This window comes from Kribbella capetownensis (assembly GCF_004331485.1).
Classification (GTDB): Bacteria; Actinomycetota; Actinomycetes; order Propionibacteriales; family Kribbellaceae; genus Kribbella; species Kribbella capetownensis.
This window is the reverse complement of the sequence record NZ_SJKD01000001.1, coordinates 261,599-286,543: the sequence shown is the minus strand read 5'-3', so window position 1 is coordinate 286,543 and position 24,945 is coordinate 261,599. Positions and strand designations below refer to the sequence as shown.

Below are 24,945 nucleotides of genomic sequence, written 5' to 3'. Positions count from 1 at the left end.
TGATCGGCACTCCTGGGCGCTCGGTCCATACTTGCTCGGTCGCAACCGAATCGAGATGTGTGAGATTCGATCTTGGGGGGTACATACCCCCTGACAGTGGCAGACTGTCGCCTCCTGATCGGCCCCCGGCTCCTCCCCCCGAGCCCGTGGCCGAAGACGGCCCCCGGTCACCCCCCCGCCGGGGGCCGTCGCCTTTCTACCGGCGGATTTTCGCAACGGTTATGTCAAGAATCTGTACATTCTTCACTTTCTCGCAGCGTGAGAGCGCGTTCACTTTATGCAGGGTCTTGACAATGTAGTTATGCAGTCACAGTTTGTAATGCATGAACCCGCCTGCACACCGCCCCCAGGCCGCGATCATTCCCGTCCTGCTCACGCTGCTCCTCGCCCTCGCGGGCCTGGTCCTGGTCCCCTCGACCGGGACGGCCGCCACCAATCTCGTCACCAACGGATCCTTCGAAACCGGCACCACCTCCGGGTGGTCCTGCCCGGCCGGCACGGTCTCCGGCTCGGCCCGCACCGGTAGGTACGCGCTCCAGGCCACCCCGAGCGGAGCCGACATCGCCCGGTGCTCCCAATCGATACCGGTACAGCCCAATACGGCGTACACGCTGTCTGCCTGGGTGAAGGGATCGAATGTCTATCTGGGCGTCGACGGTGGACCCAGCACGTGGACCACGAGCACCACATGGAGCCAGCTGACTGTCCCGTTCACCACCGGCGCTTCGGCCACGTCCGTGACCATCTATCTGCATGGCTGGTACGGCCTCCCGGCGTACCAGGCTGATGACGTCGTACTGGACGGCCCCGGTGGGACCGCGGACACCACGCCGCCGTCGACTCCTGGTGGGCTGACGGTCGGCAACCCGACCTCGAGTTCGTTGCAGCTCAACTGGTCCGCCGCGTCGGACGCGAACGGCATCGACCACTACGACGTGGTGCGCGGGACCTCGGCCGCACAGAACGTCGGCGCCGTGACCAACTGGACCGCGACCGGTCTGAGCCCGAGCACGACGTACAGCTTCAAGGTGCGGGCGTGTGACCCGAGCGGCAACTGCTCGCCGTACGGCGCCACCGTCTCCGGCACGACGTCCAGCGGTCCGACGAACCCGCCGGCCAGCAGCCTGCCGAAGCACATCCTCACCGGGTACTGGCAGAACTTCAACAACGGTGCGACGGTCCAGCGGATCTCCGACGTACCGGCGGCGTACGACTTGATCGCGGTCGCCTTCGCCGATGCGGACGCGTCTCGGCCAGGTGCCATCACCTTCAACCTGGACTCCGCCGGACTCGGTGGCTACACCGTCGCGCAGTTCAAGGCAGACATCGCCGCGAAGAAGGCTGCCGGGAAGAAGGTCATCCTGTCGGTCGGTGGCCAGAACGGCACCATCTCGGTCGGCAACTCCACCGCTGCGAACAACTTCGCGAGCAGTGCGCTCGCCGTACTGCAGGAGTACGGGTTCGACGGGATCGACATCGACCTGGAGAACGGCGTCAACGCGCAGTACATGGGCCAGGCGCTGCGCAGCCTGCAGAGCCAGTTTGGCAGCGGTCTGGTGATCGCGATGGCCCCGCAGACGATCGACATGCAGAGTACGTCGTTCGAGTACTTCAAGCTGGCGCTGGCGATCAAGGACATCCTGACCGTGGTCAACGTGCAGTACTACAACTCCGGCTCGATGAACGGCTGCGACGGACAGGTGTACTCGCAGGGCACGGTCGACTTCATCACCGCGCAGGCCTGCATCATGCTGCAGGGCGGACTCCGGCCCGACCAGGTCGGCCTCGGCCTGCCGGCGTCGTCCCGTGCGGCCGGCAGTGGGTACGTCTCGCCGACGATCGTCAACAACGCACTGGACTGCCTGACCAAGGGCACCAACTGCGGCAACTTCAAGCCCAGCACCACCTGGCCGTCGCTGCGTGGCGCGATGACGTGGTCGACCAACTGGGACGCGTTGAACGGCAACGCGTTCGCCAACCAGGTCGGATCCCACGTCCACTCACTGCCCTGACGCGCTGACATGCACAGCTACCGACCCGCTCCGGTGCTGGAGGCACTCGGTGTCTGCTCGGAGGACGAGCAGCTCTACCGGGCGCTTCTGGCCCGGCCGGAGTGCACAACGATCGAGCTGTCCCACGACACCGGCTGGCCGGCCACCCGCATCGGCCGGCATCTGCGGTCCCTGCTGTCACTCGGCCTGGCCTCCCGCACACCGGGGCGTCCTGCGCGCTACGTCCCGGCTGTGCCGGAGGCCGCGGTCGAGTTGCTGGCGCTCCGGAAGCAGGCCGCGATCGTCGAGGCGCGCGTGGGTGCCTCGGTACTGACTGCGGAGTTCCGGGCGCGGCATGACGCGTTCACGGTAGTGCGCGGTGCGGAGGCTATCGCTCAGCGGTTCTACCAGGCACAGCAGTGCGCTCAGGACGAAGTACTGGTGCTGGATCGGCCGCCGTACGCGGTGGTTCCGATCGAGCCGCGGCGGGCGCAGGGTGTGTTGTACCGGACGATCTACGACATGGCGTCGTTGTCGGAGCCGACTGACCTGGTGGCTGCCCGTTCTGCCGGCTGCCGGATCTTGCGCGACGTACCGCTGAAGCTGGTCGTTGTGGATCGACGTACCGGGCTGCTGCCGACGAGTCCGGATGTGGTGGTGGAGCTCGGGCCTTCGAGTCTGCTGGACGGGCTGCTGCGGTTGTTCGAGCTGCTGTGGAAGCAGGCGAGTCCGTTGGCTCCGTCTGCAGCGGAGGGTCCGCTGAGCTTCGAGGACCAGCAGTTGCTGTCGCTGGCAGCGGCCGGGTTGACCGACCAGGCCATCGCTCGGCGGCTCGGTGTGGCGCAGCGGACGGTGGAGCGCCGTATGCAGCGCATCCTCAAGTCGCTGGACGCCAGCACCCGCTTCCAGGCCGGCCTCCGGGCAGGCCAGCGTGGGCTGTTGGTCTAGGTCACGTCGGCGACGGTGGCGTCGAGGACCTTGGCCAGGTCTTCGGCGTTCACCGTCATCCCCACGCCGTGGTCGCCGCCGCCGATGGAGATGGTGCCGGTGATCCGCTCGTCGGCGATCACCGGCCACGCGTGGGTGCTGCCGAGCGGGGTGATGGTGCCGCGGACGTAGCCGGTCACGTCGAACGCGGTGTCCTTGTCCGGCATCGAGATGCGGTTGACGCCGAGCAGCGACCGGAGCTTCGGCCAGGCGATCTCGCGGTCGCCGGGGACCAGCACGAACCGGTAGTCGTCGTCGGCCAGCCGCACCACGATCGTCTTGATCAGCCGGGCCGGCTCGATGCCGCGTGCGGCCGCGGCCTCCTCCAGCGAGTTGACTCGTCCGTGCCGGGTCACCTCGTAGCTGAGCCCCAACTGGTCCGCTGCATCGGTCGCTTTGGTCACGTGGCTAGTTTGGCACCTTGCTGGGAACGCCCTTGAGCACGATCGACAGCACCAGCGCCACCAGGAACAGTGCTCCAGCTTCCAGTGCGACTCCACTCCAGCCCGCGCTGCTCCACGCCGTACCTGCGAGACCGCCGAAGACGGACGAGCCCAGGTAGAAGGAGAAGAGGTACAGGCTGGCTGCCTGTCCGGTGCCGCCGCCTCCGGCATGCGCCCGGACTGCGACCCATCCACCGGCCACACCGTGGACTGCGAAGAAGCCTGCGGTCATCACTGCGAGCCCCAGGATGATGAGCGGGAGCGGCGCGGCCAGCGTGATCGCGACTCCGGCCAGCGTGATGAGGCAGCCGACCGGTACGACGACCCGGCGCCCGTACCGGTCCGCAAGCGATCCTGCCGTTGCTGACCCGACCGAGCCGAGCAGATAGACGCAGAAGACCAGCCCGGCCATCCCGGAGCTCAGGAGGTACGGCGCTTCGGACAGCCGGAAGACCGCTCCGTTGTAGACGGCGACGAACGCACCCACTGCGGTCGCTGCGATTCCGTAGAGGGCCAGCAGCGCGGGATCACGTAGTACTCGACCGGTCTGCTGGAGGAGTTGTCGCGGACTGGCAGGGCTTGGGTGAAAGTTCTGTGACGACGGCAGCAGGAGCCAGACCAGCGCAGCACACAGGACACCGACCAGTGCGATGCCGCCCGTCGCGACGCGCCAGCCGCCGAGATCGTCGAGGCCTCCCGTGATCAGGCGACCCGTCATCCCGCCGACCGCCGTACCCGCGATGTAGAGGCCGCTGGCGCGGGCGTGACTGGACCAGTGCACCTCTTCTCTGAGGTAGGCCATTGCGACGGCGGGCAGTCCGGCCATGGCGACGCCCTGCAGGCCGCGGAGGGCGAGCAGCGTGTGCCAGGTCGGTGCGACTGCGGTGAGTACGGCGAAGCCGGAGGTGGCTGCGACCGACCAGCGCATCAGATTGGTACGTCCGACCACCTCGGAGGCTGGGCCTGCGATCAGCAGAGCGATGCCGAGTCCGAGAGTGGCGAGGGAGACGGTGAAGGCGCTCTGGCTGGGGGAGACGTGGAACGCGTCGACCAGTTCGGGGAGCAGCGGCTGGGTGCTGTAGAGCAGTGCGAACGTCGCCAGGCCGGCTGCGAAGAGTGCGATCGAGAGTTTGCGGTACTCGCGGTCTCCGGGGCGGTAGCCGGGTTCGGTCAGTTCCGGGGCGACGTGCATGTCTTCGACGGTCGCACAGCTTGTGCCATACGTAAAATGTCGATCTCAGAAGTTACCGATACGCTTTTGGTATGAACATCGAGGACCTGCGGTGGTTCGCCGTACTCGCGGAGACCGAGCACCTGACCGAGGCGGCCGCGGCGCTGGGCACCAGCCAGCCGAATCTGTCCCGGTCGTTGCGCCGGGTCGAGAGTGCGTTCGGGGTCCAGCTGTTCGAGCGCGAGCATCGCGGCGTACGGCTGAATCCGTACGGCCGGCTCGTCCTCGAGGCAGCCCAGGCCGGTACGGCGGCGGTCGACTCGGCCCGGCGGCGGATCGACGCACTGATCGATCCGGAGTCCGGAATGGTCCGCCTCGGGTTCCTGCACTCGGTCGCGACCAGCCTGGTGCCGGACCTGCTGAAGGCGTTTCGTGAGGTGGCGCCGAGCGTCCGGTTCGCGCTGCGGCAGGAGCCGTCCCACGACATCGTGCAGGACCTCGTCAGCGGTGAGGCCGAGATCGGCATCATCGCGCCACGGCCGGACCCGGAGGTGTTCGGCTGGCACCTGATGGAGCAGCAGCGGCTGTGCCTGCAGGTCCCGCCCGGACACCCGTTCGCGTCGCGGCGCCGGGTGGAGCTGGCGGCGGCGGCCGACGAGCCGTTCATCGGGCTGCGACCGGGGTTCGGCTTCCGGCGGATCAGCGAGGAGCTGTGCCGGGCGGCCGGGTTCACGCCGCAGCTGGCCTTCGAGGCGACCGACCTGGCCACCATCGACGGTCTGGTCGGTGCGGGCCTCGGAGTGGCCGTCATGCCGGCCGGTGCGGTCCGTGGCAGCGAGAGCGGTGCCGTATCGGTGCCACTGGCCGGTGTCCAGGCTCGACGGGAGATCGGGATGGCGTGGCGGCTGCGGACACAGCTCACGCCGGCCGCCGAGCGGTTCCGTACGTTCGTCCGTTCCCGGCCGGCGACGTCCACCTGACTTTCGTAGCGTCTATCCCATTTCTGCGGTGTCGACTTGCAGAGAGAGGGCTTTCCCCCGCACAGTTTTCTCCGTGAGGAAGCGTCTCAGTTCGTTCAGGCCGAGCCGGCGGCTACTGTTCGCGGCCGGTACGGCGGCCGCGGCGTCGACTGTCGCGTCGGCCGCGACGGCGACTGCCACGAGCGCCGAGGCCAGCGCGGCCGGTGTCTACGGCTCTGGAGTGCTGGGCACCTGGGAGCGCCAGGCGCACGCGATCTCCACCGAGGCACAGATCCGGACGGCGCAGGAGACCGACGGCGTCTTCATGTTCGGCGACAGCATCGCCCTCCAGGACGCTCGGTCGCTGGCGAAGCAGCTGACCCTGGTCGGCATCGACATCGCGGCCAACAACTGGGCCGGTCGTCCGGTCACCCCGGCCGTCGATGCACTGAACACCTGGGCCCAGGACTACGGCCTGCCGCACCGCATCCTGATGTCGGTCGGCTCCAACGACATCTTCACGCCGCCCGCGGTGGCCGCGCAGATCGAGCGGACGATGCAGATCGTCGGCGAGGACCGCACGGTCTTCTGGGTGAACATCCAGGCCGCGCGCACTCTGTACGGTCCGGCCGTCCAGGTCGCCGACCAGCGCAACAGCGCCTGGATCAACCTGCAGCTGGCCGAGGCGCAGCGCCGGCACGACAACCTCCGCATCATCCAGTGGGCCGAGTATCTGGCCGCCAAGCCCGAGCGCCTGCAGTTGTACCTGCGCGACGGCCTGCACCCCTCGGTCCCGCGCGGCCAGAACATCCGCAACGCCCTCATCGTCAAGGCGCTCAAGTCCGGCTGAGCGGCGTACGGGGTGATTCCCCGCACGCCGCCGTACCGATCAGAAGCCCGCGGTGATCCGGGTGAACTCCCAGTCGGGCTGTGCGATGCCGCTGCAGTTCGAGACCACGCCGCCACCGGCGCAGCCGCGGTCACGGTTCACCGACCAGAACGCCAGCCGGCCGAGCCCGTTGCTCTTGGCCCAGTTGGTGATGTTCTGCCAGGTCGCGGTGGTGGTCATCTCCTGCTGGTCGGACAGACCGTTCATACCGGAGATGCCCTGGTGGGCGTAGGCGTCCGCGGTACTCCAGCCGAAGGTCGCCTTCAGCTTGTTGTTCAGGCCCTGGGACGCGGCCACCGTGTCGTTGTAGATGTTGGCGCTGCCGAAGTCGAACGGCATCAGCGTGAAGATGTCGATGTTCGCGCCGAGCGCCGCGGACCGCTCGATCAGCCGGTTGCCGTAGTAGTTCGGGCCGGTGGTCGAGGTGCCGAAGGTCAGGATCGTCTGGATGCCGGGGTTGTTCTGCTTGACGATCTTCAGCGCGGTCAGGATCCGGTCCTGGACGGCCTCGTTCTCGAACTCGTCGGAGTTCTCGATGTCGATGTCGATCGCCTTCAGGTTGTAGGCGCTGATCACCTGCTGGTACGCGCCGGCCAGCGCCTCCGGGGTGCTGCAGTTCGGGCCGAGCTTGTTGCCGCTCCAGCCGCCGATCGACGGCACGATGTCGCCACCGGCCGCACGGATCTGCGCGATCGCGTTGGCGTCGGCGCCGCCCTGCAGCGGCCGGTTGCCGTCCCAGGCCGGGTTGCAGCCGCCGGACGAGAGGATGAAGGCCATCGTGAACCACGTGATGCCGGCGGCGTTCATCACCGTCGCCGGGTTGGGCGGGTCACCCCAGCCCATGTACAGGTACGGCGCCGCCCGGCGGGTGCCGGTGTTGCCGCCACCGGTGGAGGTCTTCACGGAGATCGTCGTACTCTTCGGACCCTCACCTGCGCTGTTGGAAGCGCTGACTTGATAGCTGTACGTCGTGTTGGCCGCCAGACCGGAGTCCGTGTACGACGTACTGGTCGGGCTGCCGACCTTCGTGCCGTTGCGGTAGACGCTGTAGCTGGTTGCACCGCTGGGCGCCGACCACGTCAGGCTCACCGACGAGGAGGACGCCGTACCGGAGAGGCCGGTCGGTGCCCCCGGGGCGGTGCCGCCACCGCCGCCAGTGCAGGAGCCGCCGTTCAGCCGGCAAGCGGCCAGACCGGGGAAGTTGCCCGGGCTGCCGTTGAAGCCGAACGTGACCGTTGCGCCCGGGGCGAGCGGTCCGGCCCAGCTGGGCGGGGTGAACGTGTGCGTCTGGCCGCTGCTGCTCCTGGTCGCGTCCCACGAGCTCGAGATCGTGTAGCCGGACGGGAAGTCGAGTGCGACCGACCAGGTGCTCAGTGAACTGGTGGTGCCGTTGGTGACGGTCACCTTGCCTTCGAACCCGCTGCCCCAGTCGGACACCTTGGTGAAGGCTGCGGTGACTCCTGCGGCGTTCGCCGCCTGTGCTGTCAGCAGTGCGATGACCACTGCGGTGATGGCTGCTATCGCCAGAGTGATGCGTTTCATGATGCTCCGATCAGTGGGCGGTACGTGATCAGACCCGGCCCCAGAGTGCGGGGACGTTCGGCGGCTCCCAGCCGGTCAGGGAGGTGTGGCCCTGGATGCACTTGTAGGTGACGCCGTTGTAGGACACCAGTGCACCGGTCGCGTACGTCGTGTTCGGCGCCCACGGGGTTGCCGTGGGAGGCGTCGTCGGCGGTGTGGCGGGAGGCGTGGTCGGTGGGGTGGTGGGCGGTGTCGTCGGGGGCGTGGTTGGCGGCGTGGTTGGCGGTGTCGTGGGCGGCGTCGTGGGCGGTCCGCTGCAGCCGGGGGTGTCGGCGTTGACCGCGTTGACCACGTTGTTGAAGAGCGTGACGTTCGGGTCCAGGGCCTCGAGGGAGTACATCATCGCGCCGGCCAGACCGTTGCAGTGCTGGTAGTCCGCCTTGGCCTTGATCGACTGGGCGTTGTCGCCGGTCCAGAAGGTGCCGTTGCGGTAGAACCACGATGACTTGGTGGCGTCGTCGAAGTACGTGGCCGAGGGGTCGTCGACGAAGCCGTTGAGCTCCTTGTAGAACGAGACGCCGGGCACGTTGCCGCTCAGCGCGTGTCCGTCGGCCGGTGCGGTGGCCGTCTGGTACTTGCCGTTGGCTGTGCCCGGAACACCCTTCCATCCCCTGTAGTAGAAGGGGTATCCGATCGTCAGCTTGTTCGCCGGGAACCCACCGGGGATGCCGTACGCCGGATCGCCGGTCGTCCACGCCTTGACGGCGCCGTCCACGGAGTACTTGCTCGAGCCCGGTGGGATCGGGTTGCTCGGATCGTCCGGCGCCTGGTAGAGCGGGTCCTGGAAGTTCGTCGGCCCGGTGGCCTCCCAGCCGCCGTGCATGTCGTACGACATCACGTTGTTGTAGTCGAGGTACTGCCCGATCTTGTTCGTCTCGATCGTGGCGATCTTGTCCTGCCCGGCCGGTGTGGCGGCGGTCAGGTAGTAGCGCTTGCCGGTCTGGTTGCCGTAGGCATTGAGCTGCGCGCGCAGTTCGGCCAGCAGCTGGGTGAAGTTCTGCTTGTCCGCGGCACTGAAGTGGTTGCCGACGTGGCCGTTCGGCGAGCCTGGGTACTCCCAGTCGATGTCGATGCCGTCGAAGATGCCGGCCGCCGTACCGGGACCGCCGAAGCCGTCGATCACCGGGAGGTCGCCTTTCAGGAACATGTTCACGCAGGAGCTCACGAACGCCTTGCGCTTGGCGTCGGTGGAGGCGGCGTCGGAGAAGTACTTCGAGTATGTCCAGCCGCCGATGGAGATCAGGACCTTCAGGTTGGGGAATTGCGTCTTGAGCTTCTTCAACTGGTTGAAGTTGCCCTGGATCGGCTGGTTCCAGACGTCGCCGACGCCGTCGACGCTGATGTCCGCGCCGTACGACTTGACATAGTCGGCGAACGCGTCCCCGGCGCCGTCGCCGGCGTTCGGGTTGTTCTCGTCCTGCGAGGCAGCCTTGTTGGCCATGAAGCAGGTGTGGTCGGTCGGGTGGACGTTGGCGAACGCGTAGTTCAGGAAGTCCAGCTTGCCGGCCACGCCGGTGGTGATGAGGTTCTTCGGGTAGAACGCGTTGGCGTAGATACCCCACTGGGTGAAGTACGCCGTCTTGACGCCGCCGCTGGTGGCTGCGGCAAGCGGAGCGGCTGCGGTGTGAGGTGTTTCGGCGCTCGCCAAGGAGACGCCGGCGGCAGCGATCAGAGCGGTGGCGGCGACAGTGGCCGTGGCGGCGAGCAAGCGTAATCGACTCATGGGCGGGTCCTCCGGAGCTGGGACGGAAGCGGTCCGGTGAAATTTAGTTAAAGACGCTTCGAAAGGAACGGTAACCGGTCGCGACGCGTTGGTCGCCGCCTCGTCGTGGCGGATTCCCGCTCGTGGCGGGAAGCCGACAAGCCTTTGTCCACAGGGATCCGGTTCGTTGTCCGGAGCGGGTCCGGGAACGGCATGTTCTAGGCATGGACACACCTTCGGTTCCCACATCGGTGCTCATGGCAACTACCAACGAGATGCTGCTCGACGACCTGCTCCGGCTGGCGGCGGCCGCGTCGATCACGCCGCTGGTCGAGCACGACCTGCACGGCCTGCGGCGCAGCTGGCAGTCCTGCGCGCTGGTCGTCGTCGGGCGCGACCTGGCCGAGTTGCTGGCTCACAAGCAGCCGGATCATCGGCAGGGTGTTGTTGTCGTGGGTTCGGCGCTGGACGGCGACGAGTTGTTCCGGTGCGCCTTCGAGATCGGTGCGGATGCCGTGTTTCGACTACCGGCCGACGAACCGGCACTGGCCGGCAAGCTTGCGGACACCCTGGACGGTGGCGTGCGGACGGCGCTCACGCTCGCGTTCGTCGGCGGGTGTGGCGGGGCGGGGGCGACCACGCTGGCGTCGGCGGTCGCGGTGTTCGGGAATCGGCGTGGGTTCCGCACGATGTTGATCGACGGCGATCCGCTCGGTGGCGGGATCGAGCTCGCGCTGGGCATCGAGCGTGACGACGGTGACCGCTGGCCGAAGTTGCTCAACGCCTCGGGTCGGATCAGCGCGGCTGCCCTGCGTTCTGCCTTGCCGACGGTCGACGGGCTCGCGGTGCTGTCCTGGGATCAGTCCGATGTGACGGTGCTGCCGCCGGAGACGATGAGTTCGGTGCTGGGCGCCGCCCAACGCAGTAGTGATCTGGTCGTTGTCGATCTGCCGCGACGTGCGGATCCGGCGGTCGAGGAGGGCTTCATCCGCGCCGCCGCCACGCTGCTGGTCGTGCCGCGTGACGTCCGGTCGGTGGCGGCGGCCAAGCGTCTGGTGGGTCCGCTGCGTGTCGTCGCCGGTGACCTTCGCGTCGTCACTCGCGAATCCCAGGTGAATGGTCTCTCCGCCACTGACGTCGCCTCACATCTGTCCTTGCCATTGGCAACAGATCTCAGGCGGGAGCGCGATCTCGGGGCTGCCATGGACCAGGGTCGCTTCGATCCTCGGCCTCGAGGTCCGCTGGCCCGCGCGGCCGCCGCGCTACTCGACCTCTTCGGTCTCCCCGAAGCGGCCGCGGCATGAACGTGTCCCGAGAGGTTCTCGACCGGGTCCGCGGCAGTCTGGCGATCACCGGTGCGGAGCCGACTCCCTCCCAGGTGGCGGCCGCTCTCCGCGCGGACGGCAGGGTTTGCGGCGATTCCATGGTCCTCGCCGTCGTCGAGGCGCTCCGCCGCGACGCGTTGGGAGCCGGTCCACTCGACACTCTGCTGTCCGAGCCAGGCATCACTGACATCCTCGTGAACGGCCCCGATGAGGTGTACATCGATCGCGGTTCGGGTCTCGAGCGAGTCCTGGTGCGCACCGGTGACGAGCCCGCTGTACGCCGCCTCGCGACCCGCCTGGCGGCTGCCGCAGGACGCCGACTCGACGACGCCACGCCGTACGTCGATGTGCGCCTCGCTGACGGCACCCGCTTCCACGCTGTGCTCTCCCCGGTTGCAGCGCCAGGCACGTGCCTCTCGCTCCGCGTCCCGGCCCGCCACGTCTTCACCCTCGACGACCTGGTCACCGCGGGCGCCGTACCTCCAGCCGGTACGGCGATCCTGCGCGATCTGCTCGCAGCGCGGGTGGCGTTCCTCATCAGCGGCGGCACTGGGACAGGGAAGACGACACTGCTCAATTCCCTGTTGTCGTTGGTGAATCCGTCCGAACGCCTGGTGCTGGTCGAGGACGCGAGCGAACTGCGTCCGGATCATCCGCATGTCGTTCGTTTGGAGGCTCGCCCACCGAACGTCGAGGGCAGTGGCGAGATCTCGCTGCGCGACCTGGTGCGTCAGGCACTGCGAATGCGGCCCGACCGTTTGGTCGTTGGAGAGGTCCGAGGCTCCGAAGTGGTCGATCTGCTGACTGCTTTGAACACCGGCCACGAAGGCGGATGCGGCACCATCCACGCCAACTCGGCATCCGACGTCCCCGCGCGTTTGGAGGCTCTCGGTGCCCTGGCCGGCCTCACCCGGGACGCCGTACACAGCCAGGTCGCCTCCGCTCTGCATGCCGTCATCCACCTGACCCGAGCAACGGACGGGGTACGCCGCATCGCCGAGATCCGAACCTTCGACCGCCTCCCCAACGGCCACGTCGTCACCCGCCCAGCCGTCGAGTTCCACCCCACCGGCACCATCAACGTCCTCCCCCCAGCCCACCACTTCACCAACCTCCTAGCCGGTGCCGCATGAATCCCGCCTTCGTCGCCGGTCTCCTGGCGTTCTTCGTTGTCGTCCTCGTCCTGCCCATCCGAGGCCGCGGCCTGCATCGCCTGACCGCGCGAATCCCCAGCCGCTCCGATTCCCTCACCCGCCGCTGGCTGGCCGGTCCCATCGCCGTCACCATCGCACTCCTCTTCGGAGCACAGATCCTCGTATCGGTGATAGCCATCGGCGTAATAGCCGCACTGATCGTCGTACAACGCGCACAACACCAACGTCGCCTGGCCACAGCTGCCCGACGTGCCCAGATCATCGAGGCACTCGACGTACTGGCCGCCGAACTGACCGCAGGCCGCCCACCCATCGACGCGCTCGAAGGCGCCACAACCATCAGCCCCGACTTCCAGATCGCCCACGCCGCAGCCCGGCTCGGCGGCGACGTCCCCGGCGCACTCGAGCTAGCCGCCGAAGCCCCAGGCGCCGGCGGCCTCCGCGCCCTCGCCGCAGCTTGGCGCGTGGCCGAGGAATCCGGCGCCGCCTTCGCCTCACTCACCGAACGACTGTCGGACTCCCTACGCGCAGACGAGACCATCCACCGGCAAACCGCAGCCAGCCTCGCGGGCGCCCACTCAACCGCCCGCATCCTGGCCGCACTCCCCGTGTTCGGAATCGCCCTGGGCTACTCACTCGGAGCCAGACCCCTGACTTTCCTCACCGCCACCCCCGCCGGCTGGGTCTGCCTAGCGGCCGGCCTAGCGCTCACCACCCTCGGCCTCAACTGGACCACCCATCTGGCAAAGGTCCCAACATGACCCCCGCCATGTCCTCGGGGCCCGCGGTAGCTGCACTTGCGAGCGCCTTCGCGGTATATCTCCTGATCCCATCCCGCTCGAATCTCCGCCGCCTGACCCCGCGCTCCCGACGTACCCGCGCCCCAACCCCATGTACCCACCGACTAGCTGCCATCGTCGCCGCGATCGGAGCCATCGTCCTGATCGGCCTCCCCTGGGGCGTGCTACTCGCAGCGCTCGTGTACTACGGCGTACCCCGTGCCTTGTCCCGCCTCGAACCAGCCGAATCCAAACAACGAGCAGCCCAGATCGGCCGCGACCTACCGCTAGCCGTCGACCTGCTAGCCGCCTGCCTCCGCGGCGGCCGCCCACCTCAACAGGCGCTCGGTGTCGTCGCCACCGCAGTCCGCGGACCTCTCGCCGAGCTCTTCACCAAAGTGGCGCACCACCTCGCCCTAGGCGCGGACCCAGCCGACGCCTGGGCACACCTACGCACCGAACCAGCCTGTGCCCCAGTCGCCCGAGCCATCGACCGCTCCATCCGCTCCGGCGCACCCCTCTCGAAGACCCTCGAACATCTAGCCGACGACACCCGTCAGTCCCATCAGCACGCCGCAGACCAACGAGCACGCGCCGCCGAGTCACGCTCCGCGCTCCCGCTCGGACTCTGCTTCCTGCCCGCCTTCATTCTGCTGTCGATCGTCCCCACGATCGCCGACGCCTTGATCCCGTACCTGCTTCAGCCATAGCCGTCATCCACAGCCTGAAACTCCTGTGAAAAAAGGGCATTCGACGACTGCATGTTCTCAGTGAGCGATCCGGACGAGCCGAATCGCAGACCCGGGAGGTATCACATGTCCAAGGCACTGGTGGCCGTTCGCCACCGTCTTCGCACCCGCTCCGAACGCGGCGCCGCAACCGCCGAGTACGCGGTCAGTGTCGTCGCGGCCTGCGGGTTCGGCGGCATCCTCGTCGCGCTGCTGAAGTCCGACGTGATGATGAACGCCCTCAAGGCCCTCATCAACTACGCGCTCAAGCTCGCCGGCGTCGAGGGCGTCCAGCTCTGACCTGAAGGGCCGACCATCCGGTGGCCGGTCGCGGTCACCCCTTCACCGCGACCGGCCACCGCCACCCATCGAAGGAGTACCTGGATGCCTTCTCGCAGAACACAACGCGGCGCGATCACCGCCGAACTGGCGATCGCTCTACCGGTCCTCCTGACCCTGCTCCTCCTGGGCATCTGGGCCATCGGCCTCGTCATCCTCAACATCCAATGCATCGACGCAGCCCGAGACACCGCCCGCTCGGCCGCCCGAGGCGACTCCTTCGACCAAGCGCAGGCGATCGGCCGCCGCACCGCCCCCGGCGCCACGATCACCATCACCCGCACCGGCAAAGACATCCACGTAACAGTCACCGCCGCCCCAAACCACAAACCCCCACTCCTAACCCACCTGCTTCCCACCGACCTAGCAGCCGAAGCCACCCTCCAATCCGAAGCAGCCACCCCATGACAAACCGCGCCCGCCGTCACCTCGTGTCACCCAACCAGCGAGGCTCCGCCACCGTCCTGTCCCTCCTGGCGGTTCTGCTCCTCCTCACAGCCCTGACCGTCGCAACCCTCTGGTCGTCAGTCTCCACAGCCCGCCACAAGCTCTCAGCCGCAGCCGACCTAACCGCCCTGAGCGCCGCTCAAGCCCTCCTCGCCACCACGCAATCTGCAGCCACCCCACCGACCGGCGACTCCGGCACACCGCCACATCCAGCAGTTGATACCCCATGTGAGATCGCCGACCGAATAGCCACCCTCCACAAAGTCCGCCTCACGTCCTGCCACCCCACTGACACCACGGTCACCATCACCGTCACCCTCCAACTCCACGTCCCAGCCTTCGCCCACCCCACCCTCACCACCACCTCCCGAGCCGGCCCACTGTGAACCCCGGTCGCCTCAACCCCGCAACCCTCACCGATCGCACCCAGTCCGCCACCCACGGACGCACCGACGACGGCATCTCCTGGACCCTGTCCAGGCAAGTAGCCCTGACCCGAGTCGACTGACCCAGCAGCCTTCGAGGCGTCGCACGCGTGCAGGGTTCTGAAGCGGTCGCGATCTGGTCGCAATCTGGTAGAGATGCCGCGTTGATGTGGACGAGGCGTGGGAGCGGACTCCATGATCTGGACCGAAGACCTGCCCATCCTCCCGGACGCACTTCCCTGGCGCCCGGACGGTTACCCCGGAGGCCCGTTTGCCCGACCGCATCCGGCTGTTGCTGGTCGACGACCAGATCCTCAGCCGAGGCGTGCTCAGAAACGGTCTGGAGCGCGAGCGCGATCTTGAGATCGTTGCCGAGCTCAACAGATCGGACGACGTCGTGGGCGCCGCGAAACGTCACCGCGCGAACGTCGCCCTACTCGACGCCGCCGGACCGGGCCACGACAGCATCACCGTCACCACCAGACTGCGGACGTCGATCCCGGAGTGTCGCGTCGTCATGCTCACGACGTACGGCCGTCCGATCCATCTCCGGCGTGGTCTCGACGCGGGCGCCAAGGGGTTCGCTCTGAAGGGGAGTCCGGCGCCGCAGTTGGCCGACGCGGTACGACGCGTGCACCTCGGCCTCCGCGTGGTCGACGCCAACCTGGCGGCCGAGACGCTCATGTACTCCGAGACCCCGCTGAGCGACGATGAGACCGACACGTTGCGGACTGCCCGCGACGGCGGCTCAATCGCGCTGATGGCACGCAAGCTCGAGGTCTCCGAACGCGTCGTCCGCACCCGCCTCTGGTCCGCCATCGGCAAGACCGGCGCCCGCACCCGCTCCGACGCCATCCACATAGCCGACCGCAACGGCTGGCTCCTCGACTAACGCTCGGCCCGGGAGGTCGGGTGGTGCGGACCGGGCGAGGGTGTTCCCGCCGGCCGGTGGGTTAGAGGCAGAAGGGGTGGGCTGCAGGGTCGGCGTACACGTGGTGGTGTGGGCCGGGTTTGAGCTCGATGGCGCCGAGGTTGTCGGCGAGCGCGCGGGCCGATTGCAGGCTGGGTTCGTCGACGGCGGGGACGCGGAGGTCCAGGTGGACCTGTTGTGGGTACGCGGGGTCGGGCCAGCGGGGTGCGGGGAACTGGGCGTACTGGAACGCGAGGGCCGGTAGGCGTCCGTCGGTTCGGGTGATGACGACTCGATCGGGGGTGTCCAGCTCGCGGTTCGGCATGTCGAGGAGGTCGGCGTAGAACCCGGCGAGCGCCCGCGGACTGAAGCAGTCGATCACCACGCGCGCGATCTGAGCGCTCCCGCTGGTCGGTGTTTCGGTGTTGGGGTAGAGGCAGAACGGGTGGCTGGCGGGGTCGGCGTACGTGCGGAAGGTGTCTTTGTGCTGGAGTTTGGAGGCACCGAGTTGTACGACGCGTTGCTCGGCGGCGTCGAGGTCGTCGACGGTGATGTCGAGGTGCATCTGTTGTGGGTAGTCCGGGTCCGGCCAGCGGGGCGGCCGGTAGTCGATCGGCCCGTCGCCGAACCCTAGGCGGAGACCGTCCGGGTCATCCTCGTGGGCGATCAGGAACCAGTCCTCGCGGATGATCCGCATACCCAGGAGGTTCGCGTAGAACTCGGCGAGTGGGCGGGCGCCGCGTTCGTAGGACTCTTCCGTGTTGCCGGGACAGGCGAAGACGACGTTCTGGAGCTCGATGGTCACGGGGTTCGTCATGGGTGATCCCTCCCCGGGGAGCGGTAGGTCAGGACTGCTCGAGTTGGTCCAGGAGCCAGCGGGGGCCGGTGATGGTGGCGCCGGTGGGTTCGAGGCGTTCGCGGAGGCCTCGGTCGGCGGTGACCACGGTGACGTGGCCGTTGGTGATCGCGGCGGTGGTGGTGACGATGGTGTCGTCGCCGGAGCCGGGCGCGAGGACGATGCGGAGGGCGGCGGTGTCGGGCGCGTCGGGGCCGGAGGTGGCAGAGCGCGCGGCGCCTTCCAGGATGACGACGATCTCGGTGTCTTCGAGGCGTTCCTGGAGGGCGGTGAGCTGACGCAGCAGCCGCCGCGCGGCACCCGGCCGATCACGCCACCACCCGTCAGGACGCGAGCCCACCACGTTCGCCGCGTCCACCACGATCACCTGATGCCCACCAGTCACCATCAGGTCAGTCTGCCTCTTCCCCAGCTCGCCGCACCGCAGGCCGGGTGGGTCAAGTGCAGGTGGAGAGGAATTGGCCGGTGTGGGTTATGAGGATGTGGGGGCCGGCGGTGGCGGGGAGGCGGTGGTGGGAGGTGGCGATGGGGTGGCGGGTGCCGTCGGGGGTGATGACGAGGGTGTTGGGGGCGTCCAGGGCGATCAGTTCGTCGTCGGCGTGGACCAAGACGGGGGCCGTGTAGGACGTGGAGATGGCGGTGCGGCCCGCGGAGAGGGCTTCTAGGGTGGCGTCGCGGAGTTCGGCGGGGGTTTCGGCGGAGGCGTCTACGGCTAGCCAGGTGGTGGGGGTGCCGGGTGGGGTGAGGGACGTCGGGTTGTGCCAGTCGCTGCCGCCGATGGGGATGGTGTCGAGGCCCCATGCCTGCCACCAGGCGATCGGTCCACCCCAGTGGTGGTCGAGCCACGAGGAGTGCCAGACCTCGGCGAGCCGTGGGTGCTCCGGGAGCGGGTGACGCCACGAGCAGTCGCCGCCGAGCGGGTGGTTGATCGACAGCAACCCACCACGCCGGGCAACCTCGGTCACCCACGTCGCGGCCGGCTGTCGGAAGTCGATCGCACCGATCTCACCGAAGGCGTTCGCATGACCGGTGTCGGTCGTCACCTCCTGCCCAGGAATCAGTCCGATGCCGAACCGATCGCTCAGCCCAGGCAGCTCGAGATGATGAGCGACCGTGTTGTGATCGGTCACCGCCAACACATCCAGCCCAGCCGCGACACCCAGAGCAGCGAGGTTCGCGATCGGAGTGGACCCGTCCGAGTGCAGGGAATGCGCATGGAAGTCGCCAGCGATCCACTTCAACCCAGCAGACGCCGGCAGCGTCCGACGCGGAGGTCGAGCCGGTACGGCGATTGCCGCGGTGGCGTCGGCGTACTCCGTCAGACCAGGCACCGACGACACCGGACCAGTCACGGCCTCGACAACAAGCTCGACACCCTGGACCGGCACCCGATGCAAACCGAGAACGACCCACCAAGTCCCCGGCTCGAGCTCACCGGCAACGTACCCAGGTGTCGCCGCGTCCGGCGTGATCGCAAAGGTCTGACGCGCACCGCCGGACCACCCGCGCCATCCGCCGGCCCCCTCGCAACCGATGTCGATGACCGCACCCTCGACCGGCGGGATCGTGAGCGTGACCAGCAGACCAGGACAGTCCGCCGGGATGTCGACCGGCAGCGAATGCCAGACCGACTCCGCCCGATCGTCGAGAGTCCAGGTACGGCGGTACGTCGTGACCGCCATCAGGCAACCGTGGCCGGTTGACGGGCGAGCAGCTCACCGGACTCCCGGTCGTACAGCAGTACCCGCGATGCCGGTGCCGTGAGGACCACCGTCGTACCGGGCTCCGGCTCGTTCTCCTCGGGCACGGTGACACCGATCAGAGTGCCGTCACAGTCGACGCTGACCAGCGACTGGGTGCCGAGGTTCTCCGCCACCACGACCTGGCCACGCAGCGACGGCCCGCTGACGTCGCCGCTGGCAAGTGTCAGGTACTCCGGCCGTACGCCGACCGTCACCTCAGCACCGGCGGGCGCCGAGAAAGTGGCCGCAGACAACGATCCGCCGGCCACCGAGACCACCCCGACCTCATCGACATAGGTGTCCGACCCCGAGGTCGACGAGACAGTGCCGGGCAGGAGGTTCATCGGCGTCGAGCCGATGAAGTTCGCGACGAACGTGTTCGCCGGTCGGGCGAAGACCTCGCGCGGGCTACCCAACTGGCGGAGTTTGCCGGACTCCATCACCGCGATCCGATCAGCCAGCGCCAGAGCCTCCGCCTGGTCGTGGGTGACGAAGACCGTGGTGATGCCAAGGTCGCGCTGCAGCTTCTTCAGGAACGTCCGAGCCTCCAGACGCAGCCGGGCGTCCAGATTGGACAACGGCTCGTCCAGCAGCAGGACCTTGCCCCGGGACGCGATCGCGCGCGCCAGCGCGACACGCTGCTGCTGCCCACCGGACAGCTGTGCCGGCTTGCGTTCCAGCAGTCCGTCCAGCGACAGCTCGCCCGCAGTTCGCTCCGCCGTCTCCGCACGAGTCGCGGCCGAGACCCGTCGTACCTTGAGCGGATAGGTGATGTTCTCCGACACACTCATGTGCGGGAACAGGGCGTAGTCCTGGAACACCATCGCGACCCCGCGCTTGCCCGGTTCGGTCCGGGTCACGTCGGCCGCGTCGATCCGGACCTTGCCCTCGGTCGCGGACTCCAGACCGGCGATCGTGCGCAGCAGCGTGGTCTTGCCGCACCCGGACGGACCGAGCAGGGCGAAGAACTCGCCGTCGGCCACGTGCAGGTCCAGCCCGTCGACGGCGCGTACGCCGTTGGGGTAGACGGTTGCCAGGCCTTCGATGTCGATGCCCGCCATCAGCTCTTGATCCCTCCGTGGAAGCGGAACCCGTAGCGCGAGTTCACCAGCAGGTACAGCACGACGACCGGGATCGAGAACAGCAGCGAGAAGACCGGCAGCACCTGCAGGTTCACGCTGCCGCCTTCGTCGGTGAGGGTCTGCATCAGCACCGCACCGGGTTGCTTCTCGATCGACCGGATGAGCAGGAAGGGCACCAGGAAGTTGCCCCAGGAGTTCACGAACGCCCAGACCATGATGGTGGCCAGTCCGGGCCGCGCCACCGGGAGTACGACGTCGCGCAGGATCTGGCCGGTGGACGCGCCGAAGACCCGGGCCGACTCCTCGTACGACTTCGGCACCGCGTCGACGAAGTCCTTCAGGATGAAGATTGCCGCCGGCAACAGACCGCCGGTCATCACCAGCGCGACCCCGAACCGGGAGTCGATCAGCCCGAGCTGGAACATCATCACGAAGATCGGCACCATCGCCGCCGTCCCGGTGACGACCGAGGACAGCAGCAACAACCCGTACAGCAAGGCGTCGCGGCCCGGCATACGGACCCGCGACAAGGCGTACGACGCCAGCGCGGCGAACGCCGTGACGGCGACCGCGGTGGTCACGCAGATCAGCAGTGAGTTGACCATCGAGTGCATCGCGTACGGATGCTCGAGCGTCTTGCGGACGTTCTCCAGCGTCCAGTCCGGCCAGTGCACCCCGAGGCCGGGGTTCTTGTCGAACGGCGCCGACGCGATCCACAGCATCGGTACGGCGAAGAACAGCGTGATCGCGCAGATGAGGACGTAGAAGCCGATCCGGCGTACCACAAAACCCGCACTCACGAGCGCCTCCGAAGCAGCCGCAGGTAGATCAGCGAGACCAGCAGGTTCGCGATCAGCAGCAGGAACGAGATGGCCGAGGAGTAGCCCAGCTCACCGCCCTGCAGCGCCACGTTGTAGATGTATACCGGCACCGTCTCGGACTCGTGGTTCGGCCCGCCCTTGGTGAGCAGGAACGGCGAGAAGTCGTTCGCCGTCCACAGCGAGATCAGCAGCGTGTTCGTCAGCACGTGCCCGCGGATGTGCGGGAACACCACGTCCCGCAGCGTCTGCCAGCCCGATGCGCCGACCATCCGGGCCGACTCCAGTTGTGACGGCGGCACGGCCTGCAGCGCGGACGAGTAAAGCATCATCGAGAACGCCGTACCGCGCCAGGTGTTGAAGAACACCAGGCAGGCCATCGGGTAGTCGATCAGCCACGCGGTCCCCGGCGTACCGAGGATGTTGTTGAGCGTGCCGCCGTCGCGGTCGAAGAACGCGACCCACAGGTACGCGACCACCGTCGACGGCAGGATCCACGCCAGCAGCACGAACGCCTCGACGGTACGCCGGACCGCCGGACGGGTTCGCCGCATCACCCAGGCGAGGGTGAAGCCGAGGATGTTCTGGCCGATGATCGCGGAGCCGAGGACGAACAGCAGCGTCAGCCACAACGCGTTGTGGAAAAGGGCGTCGTTGAGCGCCTTGGTGTAGTTGGACAGCCCGACCATCGACGGCGAGACCGCCTCGACACCGGTCAGCCGGTAGTTCGTCAGGCCGATGTAGATGGTCCAGATCGCCGGGAAGACCAGGAACGCGCCGATCAGCAGCAGGGCGGGCGCGACGAAGCCGAGGGCCCGGCCGACGCCGAGCCCTGCGACATCGCGTGCCGGTCCCCGCGCACCGGCCCGGCCGCCCCCATCGGCCGGACCACGTCCCTGGACCGGGTCTGCCGGTGCAGGTGGGGAAGCCGTCGTCATCAGTTACTGGTGACCTTGTCCTTGCTGCCGGCCGCCGTCTCGACCGCCTTCTGGTACGCCGCCGCGGCCGCGTCGGTGCTCTTCCCGCCGATCACATCCGCGGTCGCCTGCTGCAAAGCGGCCGAGATCTTCGGGTACTCCGCCAGGCCCGGACGGAACTGCGTGATCGGCAGCACCTTGGTGGCGACGAAGTTCAGCATCGGGTCGCCGGCCAGCACCTCGGCGTTGACGTCACTGCGCTGGGTGATCTTGGCGGCGCCGTCGAGCGATGCCTTCACCATCTCGGCGGAGTTCCAGAACTGCATGAGCTCCCAGGCCTGCTGCGGGAACTTGGTGTTCGGGTTGATCGCGGTCGCGCCGCCACCCGACATGGAGACGAAGTCCTGACCCTTGACGCCGCCGCCCGGCTTGCTCGCCGGGATCAGCGCGTAGCCGACGGCGGAGTCGCGGTCGGCCATCTTGGCCACGCCCTCCTTGGGCTCCACCACGCTGCGCCAGAAGTAGTCGCTCTCCAGCAGGATGCCGACCTTGTTCGCGGCGAACTCGGCGAACGACTTGTCCCGGCCCTTGGCCTCGCGCTGCAGCACCGGGTCGCCGAGACCCGTGCTGTAGATCTGGTGGTAGAAGTCCAGCACCTGACGCAGCTGCGGGGTGTCGCCGAGCCACTTGCCGTCGGTGTTGACGGTGGTGCCGGCGCCGACCAGCAGCGGCAGTACGCCCTGCATGGTGGTCGCCTCGCCCATCGCAGTACCGCCGTTGATCTGGATCGGCGTGACGCCGGACAGCTTCTTCAGCGCCTGGCCGGCGGTGATCACGTCGTCCCAGGACTTCGGCTGCCAGTCGGCCGGCAGCCCGGCCTGCTGGAACAGTTTCTTGTTGAAGAACAGCACCCGGCCGTCGGTCCCGCCGGGGACGCCGTACCGCTTGCCGTTGTAGCTGCCGAGCTGCTGCACGGCCTCGGGGATCTGCTTCCAGCCGTCCCAGTCGTCCACCTTGCTCGCCTCGCCGACGGTGTCGGTGAGCGGCTTGATGTAGCCGGCCTGGGCGAACTCGCCGACCCAGATGCCGTCGATCTGGAACAGGTCCGGACCGGACTTGTTCGACAGGTCGAGCGACAGCTTCTGCTTGTAGACCTCGTCGTCGGAGCCGTCACCCTGGAACTTGACGGTGACGTCGACGCCCTTGCCCTTCTGCTCGGCGACGAACTTCGGGATCAGCACGTCCTCGATGAACGTGGCCCCGGCGCTGCTCTTGCCGCCCTTGATCGAGTTCGACCCGATCGTGAGCTCGACCTTCTTGGCATCGGCGTTGCGGTTCGTGTCCTGGTCACCGCTGTCGGATCCGGACGAGCCGAGGCAGCCGGTCAGCAGCAGGGTTGCGGCGACGCCGAGGAGGGCGGGCGCGGAGAACCGCGGGAGAGATCGCATCAAAGCTCCTAGCGAGATCGGTACTGCGGAGTGCCGGTCAAACATTGGCACTCGACGGCGACTTTGTGAAGACTTTTACCCAACCCGGAGGAGAACGGTTGACAGGTGCTATAGGCAACCAGTTGCGAACTGTCAAGTCGGGTTCGGGCGGGAAGCGTTGCAGAAGGGTTAAAGGATGCTCAAGGTTGTGTGGCAACCAGTAGTGGACTAGATACAGAACGTGACAGCGAGCGGTACGGTCTTGCCGATCGGTTCAGCGGATCGGAGGTGAAAGACATGGGGCTGCTTTCTTGCCTTCTGGACGACCTGCTCAGTCATTGCCACCACTGGTGCCATCACCACTGCTGGTGGTGACGCCGGCCGGCTGGTGACGGCCACCGAGGAGGTGGGTCGACGGTGACGACGACGCTGGGCTCCCGCTGACGCGCAAGCAGCGGGGCAACCCGAGGTCACTCCCCGAGCACCGGACCCCACGACCGACGAGGTTCACCAGACACTGCACGACCGAACAACCGAATGGCGTCGATCACGAAGGAGTGAGAAAACAACCGGCCCCGACATCGTCGGGGCCGGTTGTCCTCTGTCTGGCTGAGGATCCTCCTTGTGGATCAGCGCTGTGCCAGCTGCATCATCTGCTTCGGCAGCACCGACATCTGAGCCGGGATCGGCGTCGCCGGCCGAACCAGCTCGAGCAGGCTGGACGCGGCCTTCGCGATCGGCAGCGGCAGGGCCAGGCCCAGGGACGCCAGCAGCGCGTTCACGAGTGCCAACACCGCACCCAGGATGTCCAGGCCCGGCAGCGGCAGCGCGCTCCAGCCCTGGACCGGTGTGCCGGCCGTGGACATGCTGCCGGTCGGTTGTGCCTGCTTGGCCTTCCCCTTGCCGAGCAGGGATGTCAGGGCGAGACCGCTGGCGGTGTTCACGAACGTGCCGGCGCTCTCGTCGTAGGTCCATTTCTGTCCGTCGCCGTCACGGCAGGGCAGCACCAGCAGTGGTGCCGAGGCAGGCACCCTGGCCAGGTCCGCACCGCTGTCCAGGCAGGCGCCGGTCTTGGCAAGGGCGCCACCGACGCTCTTGCTCATCGCGACCTGCAACTGGCCGGACTCGGTGTAGATCCACTCCTGGGTCTTGCCCTCCTTGCCCGGTGCACACGCCATCATGACCGCCATCGGGACCTTGGCGGCCGCGACGAAGGTGAGGCAGTACCGCGTGTCGGCGCGGGTGGCGATCTGTTTGGCCACCCCGACCTCGACGCCCGGGGCCGCGGCCGATCCGCCCGTCGACGGGTTCGCCGCCTGGGCCGGGACCGCGGTGGCCAGTGCGACGCTGGCCGCGAGCACGGCCACGCCGGTACGGCTCAACAACTTACGGATGATCAAGACAACCTCCAGAGGTCGTGCCATCTCGCGGCGTCAGGTCGTCGGGACCCCGTGGCGCGAGCCGGTCCGGTTCCGGGAACCGCGACAAACACCCTTTTGCGCGGAGGGCGAGCTGCGGGTCGATCCCCCGTGAGGAGGCGGTGTGGCCCGGAAGGCCGACTGTGACTCAACGCGACGTTGACGCCACAACCAGTAATGCACAGGTGGGTCGGCGGTGGTTATGGCGAAGCCGCGAAACTTGATGCCAATGGCAACTAATTGCCAGGCCAAAGTCGTTGCGCAAGGCATCGAAATCCGGCCGCAGGGCCGTCGTGCCACCGCTGAGTGGAGGCTGTGCGCCGATCGAGATATTACCGTACGCCGGCGAAACTCCGGTGCCGCAACGCGTTAGTTGATGCCATGGGCAACAGAGTGGTCAGTGGGGCTGCTTGGTGTCAGTGGGATCCTCGGCGACGTGCCGTTCGGTGGCGAGCCGCTCCTCGGCGACAGGCTCGCGCTCAGGCACGGCGCGATCGGGCACGGTGCCATCAGGCTCGGTGCTGTCAGCCTCGGTGTGCTCAGGCGCCGCGGTGACCTCGGGCGCGGTGTCACTCGTGGTGGTCGCGGCCGGTTCGGTACTCGCGGCCTGTTCGCGGAGTTCGCGCATCTCCTTGCGCCGCCGGTAGCCGCGGGCAAGTCCCTTCTTCGTCAGCCACAGCCCGAGGGCAAGCGCCACCCCGGTGAGTGCGCCGATCAGGAACACGGTCGGCACCGAGACGCCGAAGTCGATGCCGAACACCTCCATCGTGGTGGAGGCGGTCGAGGTCACCGAGACACCCAGACCGAACAGCACGGCCAGGACGATCAGGACGATTCCGAGGACGGCCATGGCAA

General features: G+C 67.7%; 25 protein-coding genes. 12 read left to right on the top strand and 13 right to left on the bottom strand.

Going from position 1 to position 24,945, the window contains the following annotated elements:
- The first annotated feature begins 323 nt into the window (after positions 1–323).
- Positions 324–2,012 (top strand): chitinase, encoded by a 1,689-nt coding sequence (locus E0H75_RS01370; RefSeq protein WP_131511196.1) that lies wholly within the window; start codon positions 324–326, stop codon positions 2,010–2,012.
- Between the two features lie 9 nt (positions 2,013–2,021).
- Positions 2,022–2,939 (top strand): helix-turn-helix transcriptional regulator, encoded by a 918-nt coding sequence (locus tag E0H75_RS01365; protein ID WP_131511195.1) that lies wholly within the window; start codon positions 2,022–2,024, stop codon positions 2,937–2,939.
- Here the strand turns inward: E0H75_RS01365 and E0H75_RS01360 are convergent.
- Entirely contained in the window at positions 2,936–3,382 is a 447-nt protein-coding gene (locus tag E0H75_RS01360; protein WP_131511194.1) for an aminoacyl-tRNA deacylase, read from the bottom strand. The genes E0H75_RS01365 and E0H75_RS01360 overlap by 4 nt on opposite strands.
- A gap of 4 nt (positions 3,383–3,386) precedes the next feature.
- Positions 3,387–4,613 (bottom strand): MFS transporter, encoded by a 1,227-nt coding sequence (locus E0H75_RS01355; protein WP_165553372.1) that lies wholly within the window; start codon positions 4,611–4,613, stop codon positions 3,387–3,389.
- A gap of 71 nt (positions 4,614–4,684) precedes the next feature.
- Here E0H75_RS01355 and E0H75_RS01350 point away from each other — a divergent pair, with 71 nt between their 5' ends.
- Both E0H75_RS01350 and E0H75_RS01345 read left to right on the top strand, forming a co-directional pair.
- Entirely contained in the window at positions 4,685–5,572 is an 888-nt protein-coding gene (locus tag E0H75_RS01350) for a LysR family transcriptional regulator (RefSeq protein ID WP_131511193.1), read from the top strand.
- Between the two features lie 73 nt (positions 5,573–5,645).
- Positions 5,646–6,401 (top strand): SGNH/GDSL hydrolase family protein, encoded by a 756-nt coding sequence (locus E0H75_RS01345; protein WP_238162754.1) that lies wholly within the window; start codon positions 5,646–5,648, stop codon positions 6,399–6,401.
- Between the two features lie 39 nt (positions 6,402–6,440).
- Here E0H75_RS01345 and E0H75_RS44525 read toward each other — a convergent pair whose 3' ends face one another.
- Together E0H75_RS44525 and E0H75_RS01335 are read right to left on the bottom strand one after the other, a co-directional pair.
- On the bottom strand, positions 6,441–7,982 hold the full coding sequence (locus E0H75_RS44525) for a cellulose binding domain-containing protein (RefSeq protein WP_131511192.1): 1,542 nt from the start codon (positions 7,980–7,982) through the stop codon (positions 6,441–6,443).
- Positions 7,983–8,010: 28 nt separating this feature from the next.
- Positions 8,011–9,744, bottom strand: coding sequence for a glycosyl hydrolase family 18 protein (locus E0H75_RS01335; protein ID WP_131511191.1), 1,734 nt, complete (start codon positions 9,742–9,744; stop codon positions 8,011–8,013).
- A 203-nt stretch (positions 9,745–9,947) separates the two neighbouring features.
- Between E0H75_RS01335 and ssd the strand changes: the two genes are divergently transcribed.
- From ssd to E0H75_RS01295, 8 genes are all read left to right on the top strand, one after another.
- Positions 9,948–11,027 (top strand): septum site-determining protein Ssd, encoded by a 1,080-nt coding sequence (gene ssd / locus E0H75_RS01330; RefSeq protein ID WP_131511190.1) that lies wholly within the window; start codon positions 9,948–9,950, stop codon positions 11,025–11,027.
- Complete coding sequence (locus E0H75_RS01325; protein ID WP_131511189.1) at positions 11,024–12,181, top strand: TadA family conjugal transfer-associated ATPase; 1,158 nt, start codon at positions 11,024–11,026, stop codon at positions 12,179–12,181. The genes ssd and E0H75_RS01325 overlap by 4 nt, the downstream gene beginning before the upstream one ends.
- Positions 12,178–12,963 carry a type II secretion system F family protein gene (locus tag E0H75_RS01320; protein ID WP_131511188.1) on the top strand — a complete coding sequence of 262 codons (786 nt, stop codon included), beginning with the start codon at positions 12,178–12,180 and terminating at the stop codon, positions 12,961–12,963. The genes E0H75_RS01325 and E0H75_RS01320 overlap by 4 nt, the downstream gene beginning before the upstream one ends.
- Complete coding sequence (locus E0H75_RS01315) at positions 12,960–13,691, top strand: type II secretion system F family protein (RefSeq protein WP_238162753.1); 732 nt, start codon at positions 12,960–12,962, stop codon at positions 13,689–13,691. Before E0H75_RS01320 ends, E0H75_RS01315 begins: the two co-directional genes overlap by 4 nt.
- Positions 13,692–13,796: 105 nt before the next feature.
- A complete protein-coding gene (locus tag E0H75_RS01310; protein ID WP_131361499.1) occupies positions 13,797–14,009 on the top strand; it encodes a DUF4244 domain-containing protein in 213 nt (70 codons plus the stop codon).
- Positions 14,010–14,093: 84 nt separating this feature from the next.
- Positions 14,094–14,456, top strand: a complete 363-nt coding sequence (locus E0H75_RS01305; RefSeq protein ID WP_131511187.1) for a TadE family type IV pilus minor pilin — start codon at positions 14,094–14,096, stop codon at positions 14,454–14,456.
- Positions 14,453–14,881 (top strand): pilus assembly protein TadG-related protein, encoded by a 429-nt coding sequence (locus E0H75_RS44895; RefSeq protein ID WP_165553370.1) that lies wholly within the window; start codon positions 14,453–14,455, stop codon positions 14,879–14,881. Before E0H75_RS01305 ends, E0H75_RS44895 begins: the two co-directional genes overlap by 4 nt.
- 310 nt (positions 14,882–15,191) lie before the next feature.
- The gene (locus tag E0H75_RS01295; RefSeq protein ID WP_131511186.1) at positions 15,192–15,812 is read left to right on the top strand and encodes a response regulator transcription factor; all 621 of its coding nucleotides are present in this window, start codon (positions 15,192–15,194) and stop codon (positions 15,810–15,812) included.
- Between the two features lie 61 nt (positions 15,813–15,873).
- On the opposite strand, the gene E0H75_RS42850 is transcribed toward E0H75_RS01295, so the two are convergent.
- From E0H75_RS42850 to E0H75_RS01250, 9 genes are all read right to left on the bottom strand, one after another.
- On the bottom strand, positions 15,874–16,647 hold the full coding sequence (locus tag E0H75_RS42850; RefSeq protein WP_165553368.1) for a VOC family protein: 774 nt from the start codon (positions 16,645–16,647) through the stop codon (positions 15,874–15,876).
- A gap of 28 nt (positions 16,648–16,675) precedes the next feature.
- On the bottom strand, positions 16,676–17,074 hold the full coding sequence (locus E0H75_RS01285) for a hypothetical protein (protein WP_131511185.1): 399 nt from the start codon (positions 17,072–17,074) through the stop codon (positions 16,676–16,678).
- Between the two features lie 49 nt (positions 17,075–17,123).
- Positions 17,124–18,368 (bottom strand): CehA/McbA family metallohydrolase, encoded by a 1,245-nt coding sequence (locus E0H75_RS01280; RefSeq protein WP_131511184.1) that lies wholly within the window; start codon positions 18,366–18,368, stop codon positions 17,124–17,126.
- Positions 18,368–19,489 (bottom strand): ABC transporter ATP-binding protein, encoded by a 1,122-nt coding sequence (locus E0H75_RS01275; protein ID WP_131511183.1) that lies wholly within the window; start codon positions 19,487–19,489, stop codon positions 18,368–18,370. Before E0H75_RS01275 ends, E0H75_RS01280 begins: the two co-directional genes overlap by 1 nt.
- On the bottom strand, positions 19,489–20,310 hold the full coding sequence (locus tag E0H75_RS01270) for a carbohydrate ABC transporter permease (protein WP_131511182.1): 822 nt from the start codon (positions 20,308–20,310) through the stop codon (positions 19,489–19,491). The genes E0H75_RS01275 and E0H75_RS01270 overlap by 1 nt, the downstream gene beginning before the upstream one ends.
- The gene (locus tag E0H75_RS01265) at positions 20,307–21,266 is read right to left on the bottom strand and encodes a carbohydrate ABC transporter permease (protein ID WP_238162752.1); all 960 of its coding nucleotides are present in this window, start codon (positions 21,264–21,266) and stop codon (positions 20,307–20,309) included. The genes E0H75_RS01270 and E0H75_RS01265 overlap by 4 nt, the downstream gene beginning before the upstream one ends.
- On the bottom strand, positions 21,266–22,693 hold the full coding sequence (locus E0H75_RS01260) for an extracellular solute-binding protein (RefSeq protein ID WP_131511181.1): 1,428 nt from the start codon (positions 22,691–22,693) through the stop codon (positions 21,266–21,268). Before E0H75_RS01260 ends, E0H75_RS01265 begins: the two co-directional genes overlap by 1 nt.
- Positions 22,694–23,301: 608 nt before the next feature.
- Complete coding sequence (locus E0H75_RS01255) at positions 23,302–24,072, bottom strand: RICIN domain-containing protein (RefSeq protein WP_131511180.1); 771 nt, start codon at positions 24,070–24,072, stop codon at positions 23,302–23,304.
- Positions 24,073–24,487: 415 nt separating this feature from the next.
- Positions 24,488–24,940: a hypothetical protein gene (locus E0H75_RS01250; RefSeq protein ID WP_131511179.1), complete on the bottom strand. Its 453-nt coding sequence runs from the start codon at positions 24,938–24,940 to the stop codon at positions 24,488–24,490.
- Positions 24,941–24,945 lie beyond the last annotated feature (5 nt).